This window comes from Rhizobium albus (assembly GCA_030160035.1).
Classification (GTDB): Bacteria; Pseudomonadota; Alphaproteobacteria; order Rhizobiales; family Rhizobiaceae; genus Georhizobium; species Georhizobium albus.
Map to the genome: position 1 here is coordinate 1303295 of BSNO01000001.1, position 16609 is coordinate 1319903.

16 protein-coding genes and 2 pseudogenes are annotated in these 16609 nt (G+C 62.5%); 11 read left to right on the plus strand and 7 right to left on the minus strand.

The window, feature by feature from the left end:
* Window positions 1-5: 5 nt before the first annotated feature.
* A complete protein-coding gene (locus QQL76_RS06275) occupies window positions 6-1301 on the minus strand; it encodes a hemolysin family protein (RefSeq protein WP_499206843.1) in 1296 nt (431 codons plus the stop codon).
* A gap of 270 nt (window positions 1302-1571) precedes the next feature.
* Between QQL76_RS06275 and QQL76_RS06280 the strand changes: the two genes are divergently transcribed.
* The 4 genes from QQL76_RS06280 (at window position 1572) to QQL76_RS06295 (ending at window position 4582) form a co-directional block, all read left to right on the plus strand.
* Window positions 1572-2975 (plus strand): MATE family efflux transporter, encoded by a 1404-nt coding sequence (locus QQL76_RS06280; protein WP_499206844.1) that lies wholly within the window; start codon window positions 1572-1574, stop codon window positions 2973-2975.
* Window positions 2976-3073: 98 nt separating this feature from the next.
* Window positions 3074-3931 carry an urease accessory protein UreD gene (locus QQL76_RS06285; protein ID WP_499206845.1) on the plus strand — a complete coding sequence of 286 codons (858 nt, stop codon included), beginning with the start codon at window positions 3074-3076 and terminating at the stop codon, window positions 3929-3931.
* 31 nt (window positions 3932-3962) lie between these two features.
* The gene (locus tag QQL76_RS06290) at window positions 3963-4265 is read left to right on the plus strand and encodes an urease subunit gamma (RefSeq protein ID WP_126009920.1); all 303 of its coding nucleotides are present in this window, start codon (window positions 3963-3965) and stop codon (window positions 4263-4265) included.
* An 11-nt stretch (window positions 4266-4276) separates the two neighbouring features.
* Window positions 4277-4582: an urease subunit beta gene (locus tag QQL76_RS06295; RefSeq protein ID WP_499206846.1), complete on the plus strand. Its 306-nt coding sequence runs from the start codon at window positions 4277-4279 to the stop codon at window positions 4580-4582.
* Window positions 4583-4614: 32 nt separating this feature from the next.
* On the opposite strand, the gene QQL76_RS06300 is transcribed toward QQL76_RS06295, so the two are convergent.
* Entirely contained in the window at window positions 4615-5253 is a 639-nt protein-coding gene (locus tag QQL76_RS06300) for a hypothetical protein (protein WP_499206847.1), read from the minus strand.
* Window positions 5254-5395: 142 nt separating this feature from the next.
* Here QQL76_RS06300 and ureC point away from each other — a divergent pair, with 142 nt between their 5' ends.
* The 6 genes and pseudogenes from ureC (at window position 5396) to ureG (ending at window position 9984) form a co-directional block, all read left to right on the plus strand.
* On the plus strand, window positions 5396-7108 hold the full coding sequence (gene ureC / locus QQL76_RS06305) for an urease subunit alpha (protein WP_499206848.1): 1713 nt from the start codon (window positions 5396-5398) through the stop codon (window positions 7106-7108).
* A 127-nt stretch (window positions 7109-7235) separates the two neighbouring features.
* Window positions 7236-7640, plus strand: a pseudogene (locus tag QQL76_RS06310) (host attachment family protein); the annotation flags it as partial.
* 47 nt (window positions 7641-7687) lie between these two features.
* Window positions 7688-8098 (plus strand): DUF2177 family protein, encoded by a 411-nt coding sequence (locus QQL76_RS06315; protein WP_499206849.1) that lies wholly within the window; start codon window positions 7688-7690, stop codon window positions 8096-8098.
* Window positions 8099-8136: 38 nt separating this feature from the next.
* Window positions 8137-8676: an urease accessory protein UreE gene (locus QQL76_RS06320; RefSeq protein ID WP_499206850.1), complete on the plus strand. Its 540-nt coding sequence runs from the start codon at window positions 8137-8139 to the stop codon at window positions 8674-8676.
* Window positions 8642-9352 carry an urease accessory protein UreF gene (locus QQL76_RS06325; protein WP_499207126.1) on the plus strand — a complete coding sequence of 237 codons (711 nt, stop codon included), beginning with the start codon at window positions 8642-8644 and terminating at the stop codon, window positions 9350-9352. The genes QQL76_RS06320 and QQL76_RS06325 overlap by 35 nt, the downstream gene beginning before the upstream one ends.
* On the plus strand, window positions 9349-9984 hold the full coding sequence (gene ureG, locus QQL76_RS06330) for an urease accessory protein UreG (protein ID WP_499206851.1): 636 nt from the start codon (window positions 9349-9351) through the stop codon (window positions 9982-9984). The genes QQL76_RS06325 and ureG overlap by 4 nt, the downstream gene beginning before the upstream one ends.
* A 4-nt stretch (window positions 9985-9988) precedes the next feature.
* On the opposite strand, the gene QQL76_RS06335 is transcribed toward ureG, so the two are convergent.
* From QQL76_RS06335 to QQL76_RS06350, 4 genes are all read right to left on the minus strand, one after another.
* Window positions 9989-10738: a proteasome-type protease gene (locus tag QQL76_RS06335; RefSeq protein WP_499206852.1), complete on the minus strand. Its 750-nt coding sequence runs from the start codon at window positions 10736-10738 to the stop codon at window positions 9989-9991.
* A gap of 105 nt (window positions 10739-10843) precedes the next feature.
* Window positions 10844-11638, minus strand: a complete 795-nt coding sequence (locus QQL76_RS06340; protein ID WP_499206853.1) for a transglutaminase family protein — start codon at window positions 11636-11638, stop codon at window positions 10844-10846.
* Window positions 11639-11640: 2 nt separating this feature from the next.
* A complete protein-coding gene (locus tag QQL76_RS06345) occupies window positions 11641-12579 on the minus strand; it encodes an alpha-E domain-containing protein (RefSeq protein WP_499207127.1) in 939 nt (312 codons plus the stop codon).
* Between the two features lie 7 nt (window positions 12580-12586).
* The gene (locus tag QQL76_RS06350) at window positions 12587-13984 is read right to left on the minus strand and encodes a circularly permuted type 2 ATP-grasp protein (RefSeq protein ID WP_499207128.1); all 1398 of its coding nucleotides are present in this window, start codon (window positions 13982-13984) and stop codon (window positions 12587-12589) included.
* Between the two features lie 198 nt (window positions 13985-14182).
* Here QQL76_RS06350 and QQL76_RS06355 point away from each other — a divergent pair, with 198 nt between their 5' ends.
* Window positions 14183-15076, plus strand: coding sequence for a DMT family transporter (locus QQL76_RS06355; RefSeq protein ID WP_499206854.1), 894 nt, complete (start codon window positions 14183-14185; stop codon window positions 15074-15076).
* A 72-nt stretch (window positions 15077-15148) separates the two neighbouring features.
* On the opposite strand, the pseudogene QQL76_RS06360 reads toward QQL76_RS06355, so the two are convergent.
* Window positions 15149-16468, minus strand: a pseudogene (locus QQL76_RS06360) (DEAD/DEAH box helicase); the annotation flags it as partial.
* Window positions 16469-16609: the final 141 nt, after the last annotated feature.

Below are 16609 nucleotides of genomic sequence, written 5' to 3' on the forward strand. Positions count from 1 at the left end.
CAGCCTCAGGCCTCGGTGGCGTCGCCGATCGGGGCCGCGAGGATCTTGTCGATGCGTCGACCGTCGAGGTCGACCACCTCGAAGCGCCAGCCTTGCGCTTCGAAATGCTCGCCAGCTTCCGGGATATAGCCGAAAGATTCCAGCACGAACCCTGCCAGCGTTGCGAAATCGCCCCGGTTGATGGAGACGCCGGCGAGCACGCGGTCGACGTCGTCGATCGGCATTGCGCCATCGAGCAGCCACGAGCCGTCGTCACGCTGAACCGCATAGGGCAGATCCTCGCCCTCGCGCTCGGGCAGGTCGCCCGCGATCGCAACGAGGATATCGGTCGGCGTAATGACGCCTTCGAAGGAGCCATATTCGTCGATGACGATCGCCATATGGATCGGCGAATCCCGGAAGCGCTCCTGCAACTTCAGCACGCTCATCGTTTCGTTGACGTAGAGCGGCGTCGCGATGGCTGCCTCGATCTCCGCGTGGGTCGGCGCACGGCCGAGCGCGACGAGCGACTTCACGTGCAGGATGCCCATGACATCGTCGACGTCACCGCGGCAGACCGGGAAGCGGGAGTAGCCGCTTTCGGTGATTTCCCGCATGATGGTCTCGATCGGATCTTCGATTGACAGCCAGACGGTGTCGGGGCGGGGCACCATGATGGTGCGCACGTCGCGGTCGGCCAGGCGCAGCACGCCGTCGATCATGTCGCGTTCGGCATGTTCGAAAACGCCGGTCTTGGCGCCTTCCGCAATCAGCGCCTTCACTTCCTCTTCGGTTACGGTCGCTTCTTCGCTCTGCCGGATCCCGAGCAGCTTCAGCAGTGCTTCGGTGGAGAGGCGCAGGAACCAGACGATCGGGGCAGCGATCACGGCGAGGATCGTCATCGGGCCCGAGACGAAGCTTGCGATCGCTTCGGAATGGTTGAGAGCGATGCGTTTGGGAACCAGTTCGCCGACGATAAGCGACAGATAGGTGGTGCTCGCGACGACGATGGTGAACGCGATGGCGAAAGCGCTTTGCTCGATGAAGGACACCTCGCGCAGCACGCTGGCCAGCGGGTCGGCGAATGTCGCGCCGCTATAGGCACCGGCGACGATGCCGATCAGCGTGATCCCGATCTGCACCGTGGAGAGGAAGCCCGTCGGGTCTTCGGCGAGCTTGAGTGCTCTGCGGGCGCCTTTGCTGCCGTTCTCGGCCATCTGCTCGAGCCGGATTTTGCGGGATGAAACGAGCGCCATTTCAGACATCGCGAAAAACCCGTTGAGCAGGATCAACAGGAACACGATCAGCAATTGCAGGTACATTGGTGGGGTTGCCGGCTGTCCGGCTCCTCTGATTTGCAGCGCTGCCGGCAAGAGGGCCCGCCGCTGTCGCTTCACGATTTACGGGTTCTGCCAGTGATGTGCAACTGCCTCTGCCGCATGAAAGCGCGGTCGAAACTTCACGAAGCCTCTCTCTAAGCATCAACAACTGTCATCGCTGAAGCGTTTCATCCCGGTGGCATTTCGGTTAAGGAGGGCGGCCTGCGTCGCCGTGGCCAAGAGCCGGCGCGCCGTTTTCTATCGGAGACTATCATGGATACCCGCGTCGACGCGCTCGCCGTCGAGCAGACAGCCATCCGTCCTGGACTGACCTGGTTCGGACATGCGCGCGCGAGCATGCTGCTCGCAACGCCGCTGATCGGTGCCCAGCTCGGCCACATGGCGATCAACATCAGCGACACGGTGATGGTGGGCTGGCTCGGCGCGACGGAGCTCGCCGCCACGGTGCTGGCGACGCAGGGGTTCTTCCTCGTCTTCATCTTCGGTGTCGGCTTTGCCCAGGCCGTGATGCCCGTTGCGGCGAACGCCGAAGGGCGAGGCGACATCCGCGGCGTGCGCCGATCGGTGCGCATGGGGCTTTGGGTGCTCATGCTCTTTGCCGCGCTCGTCATGCTGCCTTTGTGGCATACGGAAGCGATCCTGCTGTCGCTCGGCCAGGAGCCGGCCATCGCCGCGCTGGCAGGCGAATACATGCGCGTCGCGCAGTGGGCCATGTTCCCGGCGCTGATCATGATGGGCCTGCGGTCTTATCTGGCCGTCGTCGGCAAGGCACATGTGCTGATGTGGGCGACCTTCGTCGGCGTCTTCCTCAATATCGGGCTGAACTACCTCTTCATCTTCGGCAATTTCGGCTTTCCGGCGCTTGGGATCGTCGGGGCGGCGGTTGCTTCGCTGGGTACCAATCTGTTCGGGGCTGCGTGGCTCTTCTGGTACACGAGCAGCAAGGATGTGCTGAAGAAGTACGAGCTTTACGTCCGCTTCTGGCGTCCCGACTGGCCGGCATTCTTCGACGTGGTGCGCCTTGGCTGGCCGATCGGGCTGACCATCATCGCCGAGGCAGGGCTCTTTGCGGCTTCGTCCATCATGGTCGGCTGGCTCGGCACGATTCCGCTCGCCGCACACGGCATTGCACTGCAGCTCGCCTCCATCGCGTTCATGATCCCGCTCGGGCTTTCCAGCGCGGTCACTGTCAGGGTCGGTGTCGCCCATGGCCAGCGTGACTGGACAGGACTGCAGCGTGCGGGATGGTCGGGCGTCATCCTGGCTGCCGCGATCGGCTTCGCCGCAGCGACGACCTTCCTGCTGATCCCGGACGTGTTGGTTGGCTTCTACATGGACGAGACCAATCCGAACGCCGCCGAGGTGATCGCCTTTGCCGTGCCGCTGCTTTACGTGGCTGCGGCCTTCCAGATCGTCGATGGCATCCAGGCGGTGGCAGCGGGCAATCTGCGCGGCTTGAAGGACACGCGCATGCCGATGATCATCGCGATCGTCAGCTACTGGGTGATCGGTCTGCCGGCAGCCTATGTCTTCGGATTCCCGCTCGGTTTTGGGGCCATGGGGATCTGGTTCGGGCTTGCGGCCGGACTGACTGTTGCCGCCGTTTTCCTGTCCTTGCGCTTCAGCAAACGCGGAGAGCTCGGTCTCATCGATTAAAGCCCGAGCGCACAATTTGCATGCAGTGAGCCCCTGCGCTCAGAAATTACGCATGACGCCGTTGCGCATGGAGGAGCGTTGGGTAAACTGCGCGGCGCATGCTCCAAATCAGCCCCAACATTTTGCCTGTCGCACATACGGTGCCTACGCTCCAGCGCGCGCGGGGCGATGGCCGCATCGCCGTGAAAAGTGCTGGCGGGATCAATCGGCTGGCGGTGCTCTATCAGGATGGTTGCGCCAAGATCCGGTTGCCGCGGGCAGCGCCCGGAGCGCCGCTGGAAGCGGTGCTGATCAACACCGCCGGCGGCCTGACGGGCGGGGACCGCATGAACTGGTCTATTTCCGTCGGGCAGGGCGCCGGGGCAAGTGTGACAACGCAAGCCTGCGAACGCATCTACAAGACGACGGGTCCCGCCGCACGCGTCGAAACCCGCATCGAAATCGCCGCTGAGGGCAGCCTCGCTTTCCTGCCGCAGGAAACGATCCTCTTCGACCGCTCTTCCTTCGAGCGTTCGTTGTCGGCCGATCTAGATGCCAGTGCCCGGCTCCTGGTGGTCGAGCCACTCGTTTTCGGCCGGCAGGCGATGGGCGAGGACGTGCTGGCGGCCCATTATCGCGACCGTTGGCGCATTCGGGTCGATGGACGGCTCGTGCATGGCGAAGACGTGGCGATGGACGGCGATGTGCAAGCGCTTCTCGGCCACCGCGCCGTCACCAACGGGGCACGCGCGATTGCGACCGTGCTCGTCATCGGAAGCGAGGTCGAGACGCAGCTCGATGCGGTGCGTACCATCATCGGCGACGACGGCGGAGCCAGTGCCTGGCGCGTTGGTGGAAGTGGCAAACTTCTTGCCCGTATCGTCGCGCCGGACAGCTACGATCTGCGCAAACGGCTGATACCGCTGATCGCCCTGCTCAATGGGCGTGCAGGGCTGCCTAAAATTTGGACGACATGAGCCGCTTTCGAGGCTTGAGGATTGGATCGACATGAATTTGACGCCGCGCGAAAAGGACAAATTGCTGATCTCGATGGCCGCGATTGTCGCGCGCCGTCGGTTGGAGCGGGGCGTGAAGCTCAACTACCCGGAGGCGATCGCGCTGATCACGGATTTCGTGGTGGAGGGAGCGCGCGACGGCCGTCCCGTGGCGGAGCTGATGGAAGCGGGCGCCGGCGTCATCACGCGGGAACAGGTCATGGAAGGCATCGCCGAGATGATCCACGACGTTCAGGTCGAGGCGACATTTCCGGACGGCACGAAGCTCGTCACCGTCCACCAGCCCATCCGCTAGGAGCCGCGCTCATGATCCCAGGTGAAATCATCACGGCCGCAGGTGACATCGAGCTGAATGTTGGTGCGGAAACGACCACGATCACGGTGGCGAATACAGGCGATCGGCCCGTCCAGGTCGGCAGCCACTATCACTTCTTCGAAGCCAATCCCGCGCTTCGGTTCGACCGGGACAAGGCGCGCGGAATGCGCCTCGACATCGCCGCGGGAACGGCCGTGCGGTTCGAGCCGGGGCAGATGCGCGATGTGTCGCTGGTGCCGATTTCCGGCAATCGCACCATCTATGGCTTCCGCCAAGAGATCATGGGCAAGCTTTGATTGCCCATGCGCTCCAGTTGCGGGTGCCGCGATTATTGCGGCTGAGCGGTCGGTTCTTCGGTGTCGGTTGCCGCATCGGCATCAGCCGGCATTTCGCTTTCGGCCGGCATCGCTGCGTCGTCTTCGGCAGGGGCGTCATCGCCGTTTTCGATGGTCTCGTCGCTGACGCCCGCATCCGGCGCAACGCCACGCACGAAGATCGTGGCGTCCGGCTCGTCAAGCAGAATGGACACGACATCGGCGATGTTGACCCGTTGCGAGTTCAACGCGTTGTAGAAAATCGCGCTGCTTTCCAGGCCGTTCTGGAGTTCGTCGATGCGCTCGGCGTTTTCAGTAACCGCCTCTTCAAGTTCGGCCGGCGCACCGCCGTCGATCATGTCGCTCAAATAGACGACATCGATGCGCTCCATGTTCGTGATGATCTTCACCCGGTCGACGCTTTCAGACAGGTTCTCAATGGACGCCATCAGATCTTCGAGCCGCTCGGCAGCGCGCGTGCCTTCGACGGAGATCTCGGAATCGGCGATGCTCTCGGACGGATCCTGGCTCTCGAAGCTCTGCGCAAGTACGGGAGCAGAGAAGGCAAGCGCTGCGGCGAGCACCGTCGCCGCCAAAAGACTGCCCTTGTGCGAGAAACCGCCATGCGCGTTTCGTCTGCTCGTCGTGGTCACGTTTTCCATCCTGACAAAGATTGCTGTGGCTATTCGAATTGCGCCCGAGGCGCTCGCCGCGCTCATAGCCCAGTTCGGGGTTCGATGTCGAACGTGATTGTTCTCGCTTCGCTTTTCAATATGCATCCAGGGAAACAATGCCATGCCCGCCAGGATTGACCGCGCTTCCTACGCCGACATGTTCGGCCCGACCGTTGGCGACAAGGTGCGCTTGGCGGACACCGAACTCTTCATCGAAGTGGAGGCGGACCATACGATCTATGGCGAAGAGGTGAAATTCGGTGGCGGCAAAGTCATCCGTGATGGCATGGGCCAGAGCCAGGTGGCGCGCGCGGATGGCGCGGTCGACACAGTTATCACGAATGCTCTCATCGTCGATTATACCGGCATCTACAAAGCCGATATCGGGTTGAAGAACGGCACGATCGCCGCCATCGGCAAGGCGGGCAACCCCGACACGCAGCCCGGCGTCACCATCATCGTCGGGCCCGGAACGGAAGTGATCGCCGGGGAAGGCAAGATTGTTACGGCAGGCGGCTTCGATTCCCACATCCACTTCATCTGCCCGCAGCAGATCGAGGAGGCGCTGATGTCGGGGCTCACGACGATGCTCGGCGGCGGCACTGGTCCCGCCCATGGCACGCTCGCCACCACATGCACGCCCGGGCCCTGGCATATCGGCCGGATGATCCAGTCCTTCGATGCCTTTCCGATGAACATCGGCATTTCCGGCAAGGGCAATGCCTCGCTGCCCAAGGCACTGGAGGAGATGGTGCTCGGTGGCGCCTGCGCGCTAAAGCTGCATGAAGACTGGGGCACGACGCCGGCGGCGATCGACTGCTGCCTTTCGGTGGCCGATGCGTTCGACGTGCAGGTGATGATCCACACCGATACGCTCAACGAAAGCGGCTTCGTGGAATCCACGGTCGAGGCGCTGAAGGGCCGCACCATCCACGCGTTTCATACAGAGGGGGCAGGTGGTGGCCACGCGCCGGACATCATCCGGGTCTGCGGGCTGGAAAACGTGATTCCGTCCTCGACCAATCCGACGCGTCCCTACACGGTTAACACCATCGCCGAGCACCTCGACATGCTGATGGTGTGCCACCATCTCTCGCCGTCCATTCCGGAGGATGTGGCCTTTGCTGAGAGCCGCATCCGCAAGGAGACGATCGCTGCCGAAGACATTCTGCACGATCTCGGTGCCTTTTCGATCATTGCCTCGGACAGCCAGGCCATGGGGCGCGTCGGTGAAGTGATCATTCGCACCTGGCAGACGGCCGACAAGATGAAGCGGCAGCGCGGGAGATTGGCTGGCGAGACGGGCGACAACGACAATGCGCGGGTGAAGCGCTACATCGCCAAATACACGATCAATCCCGCCATCGCCCACGGGATCAGCAAGCATATCGGCTCGATCGAGGTCGGAAAGCGTGCCGATCTCGTGGTCTGGGATCCGGCATTTTTCGGGGTGAAGCCGGCCATGGTGCTTCTCGGCGGCACGATCGCGGCCGCGCCCATGGGCGATCCCAACGCCTCCATCCCGACACCGCAACCGGTGCACTACCGGCCGATGTTCGGCGGGTATGGCGGCGGTCCGGCTGCCTCATCAGTCACGTTTGTATCGCAAGCTGCCCTCGATGACGGGTTGCAGCACCGGCTTGGCGTCTCGAAAGGCATGTTGGCCGTGGAGAACACCCGCGGTGGCATTTCGAAGCGCTCCATGAAGCTCAACGATGCGCTGCCGCATGTCGAAGTCGATCCGGAAACCTACGAGGTGCGCGCCGACGGGGAGCTTCTGACCTGCGAGCCGGCGACCGTGCTGCCGATGGCCCAGCGCTATTTCCTCTTCTGACCAAATGCCGCAATCCTGACCTCGATCAGTGAGGAACCTGACCCAGTGCTTCACGTTGCCCTTCATCCAACGATGGAGGTGAAATATGAGCGATATCAATCTCTAACACGATGGCTGGGTTGTCGTCGCGGATGGAGAAAAGGCGCTGTTCCTGCGCAATGAGGGCGACGCCGACTATCCCAATCTTCAGGTCTTCCGGGAGATGGAACAGGACAATCCGCCGACGCGCGAACAGGGCACGGATCGCCCCGGCCGCCTTCACGACGCCGGCGGTCCGCATCGTTCTGGCGTCGAGACAACCGACTGGCAGCAATTGGGCAAGGAGCGGTTCGCGAAGGAGATCGCGGAGCGCCTCTACAAATGCGCACACGCCAACCGTTTTAAGGAGTTGGTGATCGTCGCCCCACCGAAAGTTCTCGGTGAAATGCGTGACGCGTTGCACCAGGAGGTTCTGGATCGCGTCGTCAGCGAGGTGCCGAAGACGCTGACCAACCACTCAATCGACAAAATCGAAAATCTGCTTCTGCACTAGCTGCGTACTGTCTTTGAGAACAACAACGCCGCGGCTGAGGAAGCATCATGAAATTCGTTTGGGTCTACCTCGTCGCGGCGGTCGTCTTTCTGACGATCGACGCCATCTGGCTTGGTTATGTGGCGCGCGATTTCTACAAGGATCGCCTCGGTTCGCTGCTGCTGGAACGCCCCCGGTTCGGTATTGCCGGGGGTTTTTATGCCATCTTCGTCATTGGCCTGATCTATTTCGCGATCGCCCCAGGCCTCAACGCGCAAAGCTTCGGCCTGACCGTGTTCAACGCGTTCCTCTTCGGCCTCTTCTGCTACATGACCTACGACGCGACGAACCTCTCCACCATCAAGGGTTTCGATACCACAGTCGCGGTGGTCGACACGCTGTGGGGCGCCACGCTCAGTGCCTTTACCGCTGGCGTCACCTATTTCGTCGTCCGCGCCTTCTCGCTTTGGCATGGATGATGCATCTTCTGTCCCGGTAGCAATGACTGGGATCGAAGATGGAAAGAGCAAGTTCAGTCCTCAAAAAGGGCGCATGGTCGGGCGAGGCGCAAGATAGCGTGACGCTTGACGAGACGGCGCGGAACCGGCGGCGTCTAAGGCTTGCGAGCGATGGCGGCATGGAGTTTCTTCTCGATCTTCCCCATGCGGTGCTGCTGCGCGATGGCGATGGCCTGCAACTGACCGGCGGTGCGGTGATCGTCGTGCGATCCAAGCCGGAAGACCTCTATGAGGTCCGGGCCCAGGAGCCTTCGGCGCAGGCGCTCTTGCGGCTGGCCTGGCATATCGGCAACCGCCACCTTCCGTCCCAGATATTCGACGACCGCATCCTGATCCGGCGCGACCACGTCATCCGGCAGATGCTCGAAGGCTTGGGCGCGGTCGTGACGGAGGTCAGCGCTCCCTTCGATCCGGAAGGCGGCGCCTATGACGGTGCTGAGGCCGGGCACGACCACCATCATGGCCATCACGATCACGGCTCAGGCCACGGCCATTCCCATTCGCATGATCGGCACCATCACGACCATGATCATCACTGAGGCCCAGGACCAGCGACGCAGTCTGATGCGGCTGATGGCTTGGCTGTCGCCTGCCTTTCCGACGGGCAGCTTCAGCTACAGTCACGGGCTGGAATCCGCCGTGGATGCCGGCGCTATCGCCAGCGGCGATCATCTTGAGAACTGGCTGTCCGATCTCGTCGCGCATGGGTCCGGCTGGAACGACATGGTGCTGGTTGCGCAGGCCTGGCGGTCCTGCGCCAATGCCGGGCTAATCGACGAGTTGGGTAAACTCGCCGAGGCTTTGGCCGGGTCTGCCGAACGCCATCTGGAAACCATGGCGCAAGGTGCTGCCTTTCTCGACGCCGCCGGGGCGCGCGCGTCGATTGCCGCTGTCGATCATGGCGAGTTGCCGGGCGAGCTTGCCTATCCCGTCGCCGTCGGTCTGGTCGCCGGTCGGGAAGGCGTGCCGCTTGCCGACACGCTGACGGCCTTCGCCCATGCATTCGTCTCCAACCTCATTCAGGCGGCACTCCGGCTTGCGCCGATCGGTCAGCGGGAAGGCGTGCGGGTGCTGGCCGCGCTGGAGCCATTGATCGCCGCAACGGCGGAACGCGCGGCAGAGGCCGGCCTCGATGATCTCGGCTCCTGCACGTTCAGATCCGAAATCATGTCACTTAGACACGAAACTCTGCATTCAAGGCTTTTTCGATCATGACTCACTCTCTGCACGGACCGCTTCGCGTCGGCATCGGTGGCCCCGTTGGTTCGGGCAAGACCACGCTGACCGAAAAGCTCTGCAAGGCGATGGCGGCCGAGTATTCCGTCGGCGTCGTCACAAACGATATCTATACCCGCGAAGATGCCATGGCGCTGGTGCGGATGCAGGCGCTGCCGGAGGACCGCATCATCGGCGTGGAGACCGGCGGCTGCCCGCATACGGCGATCCGCGAAGATGCCTCGATCAACCTGCGGGCCATCGCCGAGCTCAACCGGCGGCATCCCGATCTCGACGTCGTCTTCATCGAATCCGGCGGAGACAATCTCGCAGCGACCTTTTCGCCCGATCTTGCGGATCTGACGCTTTACGTCATTTCGGTGTGCCAAGGCGGCGACATTCCGCGAAAGGGCGGACCGGCGATCACACGCTCGGATCTGCTCATCGTGAACAAGACCGACCTTGCGCCTTATGTGGGTGTTGATCTCGAGCAGATGGATGAAGACTGCCGTCACAGTCGCAAGGAGCGACCCTACGTCTTCACCGATCTCAGCCGAGCGAAAGGCGTGGATGACATCATCGCCATGCTGGAGCGAGAAGGTGGGCTCACGCGCCAAATAGCAGCCGAGTGACGCGTCAGTCGGCCTGTTCGAGGCCTTCATAGTTCGGCAGGTGCTGAAAGGCCTGCCGCAGCGCCTCCGACCATCCGTCCGAAATCGCCTGATAGTAAGGATCGGAAGCGAGTAGCCGCTTTTCCGCGCCCCGCTTGAGCGAGCCTGTCTCATAGGTCTGCATGTCGAGCGGCAGCCCGACCGACAGGTTCGATTTCAGTGTGGAATCGAACGACACGATGAGCAGCTTGGCTGCTTCCTCGAAGCTCATGTCTGGGTCGTAGGCGCGAACGAGGATCGGCTTTCCGTATTTGTGCTCGCCGATCTGGAAGAACGGATTGTCGTCGGTCGCCTCGATGAAGTTGCCTTCGGGATAGATCAGGTACATCCGGCTCTCGCCGCCAACGATCTGGCCACCGAGGATAAAGGTCGCGCCGAAGCTCGATTCACTCTTGAAGCCGCCTCCGACCGCGATTTCGCGGATCACGGAACGAACCGTATCCCCGACGAGCTTTGCCGCCTGGAACATGGACGGCACTTCGTAGATGTCGGGATCGCGCTCGCCGGCGGTCTTGTGGCGTTCTTCCAGCATGCTGACGACGGTTTGTGTCGTTGCGAGATTGCCGGCCGAAAGCAGGGTGATCAACCGGTCGCCCTTGCGCTCCCAGGTGTACATCTTCTTGAACGAAGACACGTTGTCGACCCCGGCATTGGTCCGGGTATCGGACATGAACATCAAGCCACGCCTGAGCCGAAGACCGACACAGTAGGTCATCGCTTACTTCACCCCGCCATCAGATTGCCGGCCACCCCCGGCCGTCTTCGTCACCCTATACGCGCCGCGGCGCGACTCAGATGCATCCGAATTTCGCGATCCGAATTACTGCTCCACCGTAATGGCCACGGCAAGCGTCTCCGTGGAATTTCCATGGCGGATACCGGAAACCGGAGACACGTCGACGAAGTCGAGCCCCGTCGCGATGCGGATGTAGCGCTCGTCCGGCGAGATGCCGTTCGCCGCGTCGAAACCGACCCAGCCGAGACCCTCCACAAAAGCTTCGGCCCAGGCATGCGTCGCCACCTGCTCGGTTCGGTCGTCCATCAACAGATAGCCGGAGACGTAGCGCGCCGGAAAATCGAGAAAGCGCGCGGCGCTCAGGAAAATGTGGCTGTGATCCTGGCACACGCCGCTACCGTTCTCGAGCGCTTCCTCGGCGGTCGTCTTGGCATCGGTGGCGCCGATTTCATAGGCGACCTTGTCGCTGATCGTCGCCATTAGCCCGTGCAGCCGCTCCAGCGGGTCCTTGCCCGGGATCGAGCGGGCAAGGTCGCGGATGGGCTTGCCGGCGCGTGTCAAATGCGTGTCACGCAGATAGAGCCAAAGCGGCGCGAAGCCCACATGCGGGCCCGAGACGCCGTTCACGTCTTCCGTCACCACTTCGCCATGGGCGACAATCCGGATCATGTGCGGATCGCCTTCGGCCGACAAAAGCTGCGTCAGATTGCCGAAATGGTCATCATAGGTGACCTCGACGCGGGCGCCTTCGATGTCGGTCTGCCAGTTGACGACCGTCTGCCCGCGCCCGGATCGCGGCGTCAGCCGCAGGCGCTGAAGCGCGTAGTGGATGGGAATGCTGTAGTTGTATTCGGTCGAGTGGCTGACGCGGATTTGCATGATCAATAGAACCTGTAGGCTTCCGCGATCTCTTGGCCGAGACGGCTGTTGCGTCGGATGAAGTCTTCCAGAAACTGGTGGAGCCCGCCGTCGATGATGGCGCGGATATCGCGGTTGCGCAGCGTCTCCAGGATCTCGAGCGCCGTGTCGTGGGCATTGTGCCGGCTGCTGTATTCGGTTTCCAGATAGCCGAGATTGTTGGTAATCTTCTCGTGGCAATAGGCAAGCGAACGCGGCATGCGTCCATTCAGGATCAGGAAGTCGGCGATATTCGTCGGGTTGAGATCGGATTCGTAAACCCAGCCGTAGGACCGGTGCGCCGAGACCGAGCGCAGGATAGACACCCACTGAACGTTGTCCAGCGACGAACCGACATAGGTGACCGCCGGCAGAAGCAGGTAGTATTTAACATCGAGGATGCGGGCGGTGTTGTCGGCGCGTTCGATGAAGGTGCCGATGCGCGAGAAGTTGAAGATCTCGTTGCGCAGCATCGTGCCGTGAAAGGCGCCGCGGATCAGTCCCGTGCGCTGCTTGATCAGGTCGAGCACGCTTGGCAGGTCTGCATCCTTGACGCGCCGCGCCAGCCGTGAAGTCAGGTCGATCCAGCACTCATTGGTGCTTTCCCAGGCTTCACGGGTGAGGGCGGTGCGCACCATGCGGGCGTTGGAGCGCGCGCTGTTGATCACCGACAGAACGCTCGACGGATTGCGCTCGTCGCGCAGCATGAAATCGATCGCGTCGGGGCCTGTCACGTTCTCGTATTGCTGGAGAAAGTTCGCCTCCACGCCGGCGCTTTTCAGCACCGATGTCCATTCGTCGTCCGAGCCCTGCGTGCCGGTCAGCGACATGCGCACGCCGGCATCGATCAGGCGGGCGGTGTTTTCGGCGCGTTCGATGTAGCGGAACATCCAGAACAGGCCGTTGGCTGTGCGTCCAAGCATCATCGCATCAATCCTCCAGCACCCAGGTGTCCTTGGTGCCTCCGCCCTGGCTGGAGTTGACGACGAGCGAGCCTGCCTTCAGCGCGACGCGCGTGAGCCCGCCGGGAATGATCTGGATGCGGTTCGGCGCCACGAGCACGAAGGGCCGCAGGTCCACGTGGCGCGGCGCAACGCCCTTCTTCACGAGAATCGGCACGGTCGAGAGCGACAGGGTGGGCTGGGCGATGTAATTGCCCGGCCGCGACTTGAGCTTGGCGGCGAATGCGGTGATTTCCTTTTTCGATGCGGTCGGCCCGACGAGCATGCCGTAGCCGCCGGACCCGTGGACTTCCTTGACGACCAGGTCGGCCAGATTGTCGAGCACGTATTTCAGCGTGTCCGGCTCGGAGCAGCGGTAGGTCGGCACGTTTTCGAGCAGCGGCTTGCGGCCCGTGTAGAACTCTACGATTTCCGGCATGTAGGAATAGATCGCCTTGTCGTCGGCGATGCCCGTGCCGGGCGCATTGGCGATCGTGATGTTGCCGGCGCGGTAGACATCCATGATCCCTGCCACGCCAAGAGCGGATTCCGGCCGGAAGGTGAGGGGGTCTAGGAAATCGTCGTCGACGCGGCGATAGAGCACGTCGATCGGCTTGTAGCCCTGGGTGGTGCGCATGGCGACGCGACCGCCGATGACCCTGAGGTCAGGACCTTCCACCAGTTCCACGCCCATCTGGTCGGCGAGGAAGGCGTGTTCGTAATAGGCCGAGTTATAAATCCCCGGCGTCAAAACCGCGACGCGCGGCTTGTCGGCGCAGCCGGGCGGTGCGGATGCTTCCAGGCTTTGGCGCAGCAGCATCGGGTAGTTTTCGACCGGGCGGACGCGGACTCGGTGAAACAGCTCCGGGAACATCTGCATCATCGTTTCCCGGTTCTCCAGCATGTAGGAGACGCCGGACGGCGTGCGGGCATTGTCTTCCAGAACGTAGAATTCGTCCTGTCCGGTCCGCACGATGTCGGTACCGATGATGTGCGTGTAGACGCCGCCGGGCGGGCGCATGCCGATCATCTCGGGCAGAAACGCCTCGTTGCGTTCGATCAGGTGACGCGGCACGCGGCCGGCGCGGATGATCTCCTGCTTGTGGTAGATGTCGTCGAGAAATGCGTTGAGAGCTGCGACGCGCTGCTCGATTCCCTGAGCGAGTTTTCGCCATTCGCGACCGGAAATGACCCGGGGGACGATGTCGAAGGGAATGATGCGCTCGGCAGCTTCTTCCTTGCCGTAGACGGCGAAGGTGATGCCGGTCTTGCGGAAGATGGCCTCGGCGTCACGCGACTTCGTCAGTAGTCTGGCGTGATCCTGCTCGCCGTACCAGGACATATACTCCGAATAGGGCCCGCGGGGCCGGTTGTCGGCATCGAGCATTTCGTCGAACGGCAAATCAAAGCTCCCTCTTTTTGGTCATGAAAGAGCAAAGCGGGAGGCTTTGCAAGCGGCTGCGGGCGTTGGCAAAACAATGCCTTAAGCTAAGGCGCGGTTGCACAAGCTTTGATCATGCTTTGACAGGTTGCGCCAGCGCGCGTAACGGTCGAAACGACTTTCCGCCCGCGAGCCGCTCCTCCCATGACAATCGAACGCATCGCTCCCGCGCTTTTCGTGCTGCTCTGGTCCACGGGATGGATCGTAGCACGTTATGCGGCGCCGCACGCCGATCCGCTGTTCTTTCTGTGCCTGCGCTACGTGTCCGCCGCCGCGGTCTTCGTGGTGTTCTGCATGATCGTTCGGGCCCAGTGGCCGCAGACCCGCGCGCAGTGGTGGCACGCAACGTTTTCAGGCGTGCTCCTGCATGCGATCTATCTCGGCGGTGTCTGGTGGGCGATCGCGCATGGCGTGCCGACTGCGCTGTCCGGGCTCATTGCCGCACTCCAACCCTTGCTCACGGCCACCGTCGCGCCTTTCGTGGTCGGCGAGCGCCTGTCTGGGAGCCAGAAGCTCGGCATCGGTCTCGGTCTCGTCGGCCTGATGATCGCCATCGTGCCGAACCTGATGGCGCTCGAGCCAGAGCAGATCGCCGCCGCGACCGTGCCGCTCATCGTCAATGTCGTCGCCATGGTCGCGGTGACCGCTGGCACGCTCTACCAGAAGCGTTATCTCCAGACCGGCGACCTGCGCACCATCGCCACGCTGCAGTATCTTGGCGCCTTCGTCGTGACCGCCCCCTTCGTGCTCTTGCTGGAAGACATGCGGATCGTCTGGAACTTCGAAGTGTTCGTCGCGCTCGCCTGGTCCGTGTTCGGGCTGTCGCTGCTGGCGATTGCGCTCCTGCTCTACCTCATCAGGCGCGGCCAGGTGTCGAAGGCGGCGTCGCTGATCTATCTGGTGCCGCCGACCGTGGCGATCCAGGCGTTCCTCTATTTCGGCGAGGAACTGCCGCTGCCGATGATCATCGGCACATTGGTGGTGGTGCTCGGTGTATATCTCACGAACCGAAAGCCGAAGGCGGTACTTGTCACTTAAGACGACCGGCCAAAGAAAAAGGCCGCCGCTGGTTCAGCGACGGCCTTGATTATCTTCGTACGGCAAAAATCAGGCGCTGCGGCGCTGGCCACCCTGGGACGAGCCTTCGCGCTTGCCTTTACCGACGCGGCGATGCGAACGGCCGCTCGGGCGCTCGCTGTTGCCGGTGCGCTCGGGGCGCTGCCCATTGCCACGTCCGCCGCCACCATTGCCGCGACCAGCACCCTTGCCGCCGCCACGGGCAGGGCGGGCGTGGTCGGCCGGAGCCGTGCCGCTGGCAACCGCGATCGAGATGCCCATCAGCTTCTCGATGTCGCGCAGCAGGCGGATCTCGTCAGGCGCACAGAAGGCGACTGCCATGCCATCACGGCCGGCACGTGCAGTACGACCGATCCGGTGTACGTAAGCGTCCGGCACTTCCGGCAGCTCGAAATTGTAGACGTGGCTGACGCCCGAAATGTCGATGCCGCGTGCAGCGACGTCGGTCGCCACCAGAACCCTGACCTTGCCGTCCTTGAATTCCTTCAAGGCGCGCTCGCGCTGGTTCTGGCTCTTGTTGCCATGGATCGAGGCGGCCGAGAAACCGGCAGCGACGAGCTGCTTCATCAGCTTTTCGGAGCCGTGCTTGGTGCGGCCGAAAACGAGGGCGAGGCCATCGGGATTGGCGCGCAGGCACTGGATCAGAAGGTTCGTCTTGGCCGACTTGTCGGTGACGAAGTGCACGCTCTGCTCGATCTTGTCGGCAGCCTTGCCGGGAGGCGAGACTTCGACACGCATCGGATCGGTCAGGTAGCTGTCGGCGAGGTCCGCGATCATCTTGGGCATCGTGGCCGAGAACAACAGCGTCTGGCGCTTCTTGGGCACCAGCTTCACGATCTTGCGCAGATCATGGATGAAGCCGAGATCGAGCATCTGGTCGGCTTCGTCGAGGACGAGGCGGTGCACCTGGTGCAGGCTCAGCGCCTTGCGGTCGACGAGGTCGAGCAGGCGGCCTGGCGTGGAGACGAGAATGTCGAGGCCGCGGTCGAGCATGCGCATCTGACCGTTGATCGATACGCCACCGACGACGACACCGATCTTGAGCGGCGTGTTCTTCACGAAGGCCTTCAGGTTGGCGGCGATCTGGTTGACCAGTTCACGCGTCGGCGCAAGAATCAGCGCACGCGTCGATCGTGGCTCCGGCTTCTTGCCGTCCGAGAACAGGCCTTCGATCAGCGGCAGGCCGAAGGCAGCCGTCTTGCCGGTGCCCGTCTGGGCGAGACCGATCAGATCATGGCCCTTCAGGACCAGCGGGATGGCTTGTGCCTGGATCGGCGTCGGCTGGGTGAAGCCGAGGGCGACGAGCGGCGCAAGTGTTTGCTTGGAAAGCCCAAGCGAAGTGAAATCGTTCAAAATACATGCCTTTCAGGCGTGGGCAGCCGCACGCGGAACCGTTTTGGTCCGGTGGCGACTTCAAGAACCCCGCGTGAAATGGGAACTTGGATTGGAAATGCTTTCTTCAGCGCCAGGGCGACGAATGACTTCGCCGTTCTT

Coding starts and splice junctions, on each gene's coding strand:
- QQL76_RS06325 (WP_499207126.1), top strand. CDS start 8,642: ATGATCGGCACCATCACGACCATGATCATCACTGAGGCCCAGGACCAG.
- QQL76_RS06290 (WP_126009920.1), top strand. CDS start 3,963: ATGAATTTGACGCCGCGCGAAAAGGACAAATTGCTGATCTCGATGGCC.
- QQL76_RS06320 (WP_499206850.1), top strand. CDS start 8,137: ATGGAAAGAGCAAGTTCAGTCCTCAAAAAGGGCGCATGGTCGGGCGAG.
- QQL76_RS06350 (WP_499207128.1), bottom strand. CDS start 13,984: ATGCTCGATGCCGACAACCGGCCCCGCGGGCCCTATTCGGAGTATATG.
- QQL76_RS06315 (WP_499206849.1), top strand. CDS start 7,688: ATGAAATTCGTTTGGGTCTACCTCGTCGCGGCGGTCGTCTTTCTGACG.
- QQL76_RS06280 (WP_499206844.1), top strand. CDS start 1,572: ATGGATACCCGCGTCGACGCGCTCGCCGTCGAGCAGACAGCCATCCGT.
- ureC (WP_499206848.1), top strand. CDS start 5,396: ATGCCCGCCAGGATTGACCGCGCTTCCTACGCCGACATGTTCGGCCCG.
- QQL76_RS06275 (WP_499206843.1), bottom strand. CDS start 1,301: ATGTACCTGCAATTGCTGATCGTGTTCCTGTTGATCCTGCTCAACGGG.
- QQL76_RS06335 (WP_499206852.1), bottom strand. CDS start 10,738: ATGACCTACTGTGTCGGTCTTCGGCTCAGGCGTGGCTTGATGTTCATG.
- QQL76_RS06295 (WP_499206846.1), top strand. CDS start 4,277: ATGATCCCAGGTGAAATCATCACGGCCGCAGGTGACATCGAGCTGAAT.
- QQL76_RS06355 (WP_499206854.1), top strand. CDS start 14,183: ATGACAATCGAACGCATCGCTCCCGCGCTTTTCGTGCTGCTCTGGTCC.
- ureG (WP_499206851.1), top strand. CDS start 9,349: ATGACTCACTCTCTGCACGGACCGCTTCGCGTCGGCATCGGTGGCCCC.
- QQL76_RS06345 (WP_499207127.1), bottom strand. CDS start 12,579: ATGCTTGGACGCACAGCCAACGGCCTGTTCTGGATGTTCCGCTACATC.
- QQL76_RS06340 (WP_499206853.1), bottom strand. CDS start 11,638: ATGCAAATCCGCGTCAGCCACTCGACCGAATACAACTACAGCATTCCC.
- QQL76_RS06285 (WP_499206845.1), top strand. CDS start 3,074: ATGCTCCAAATCAGCCCCAACATTTTGCCTGTCGCACATACGGTGCCT.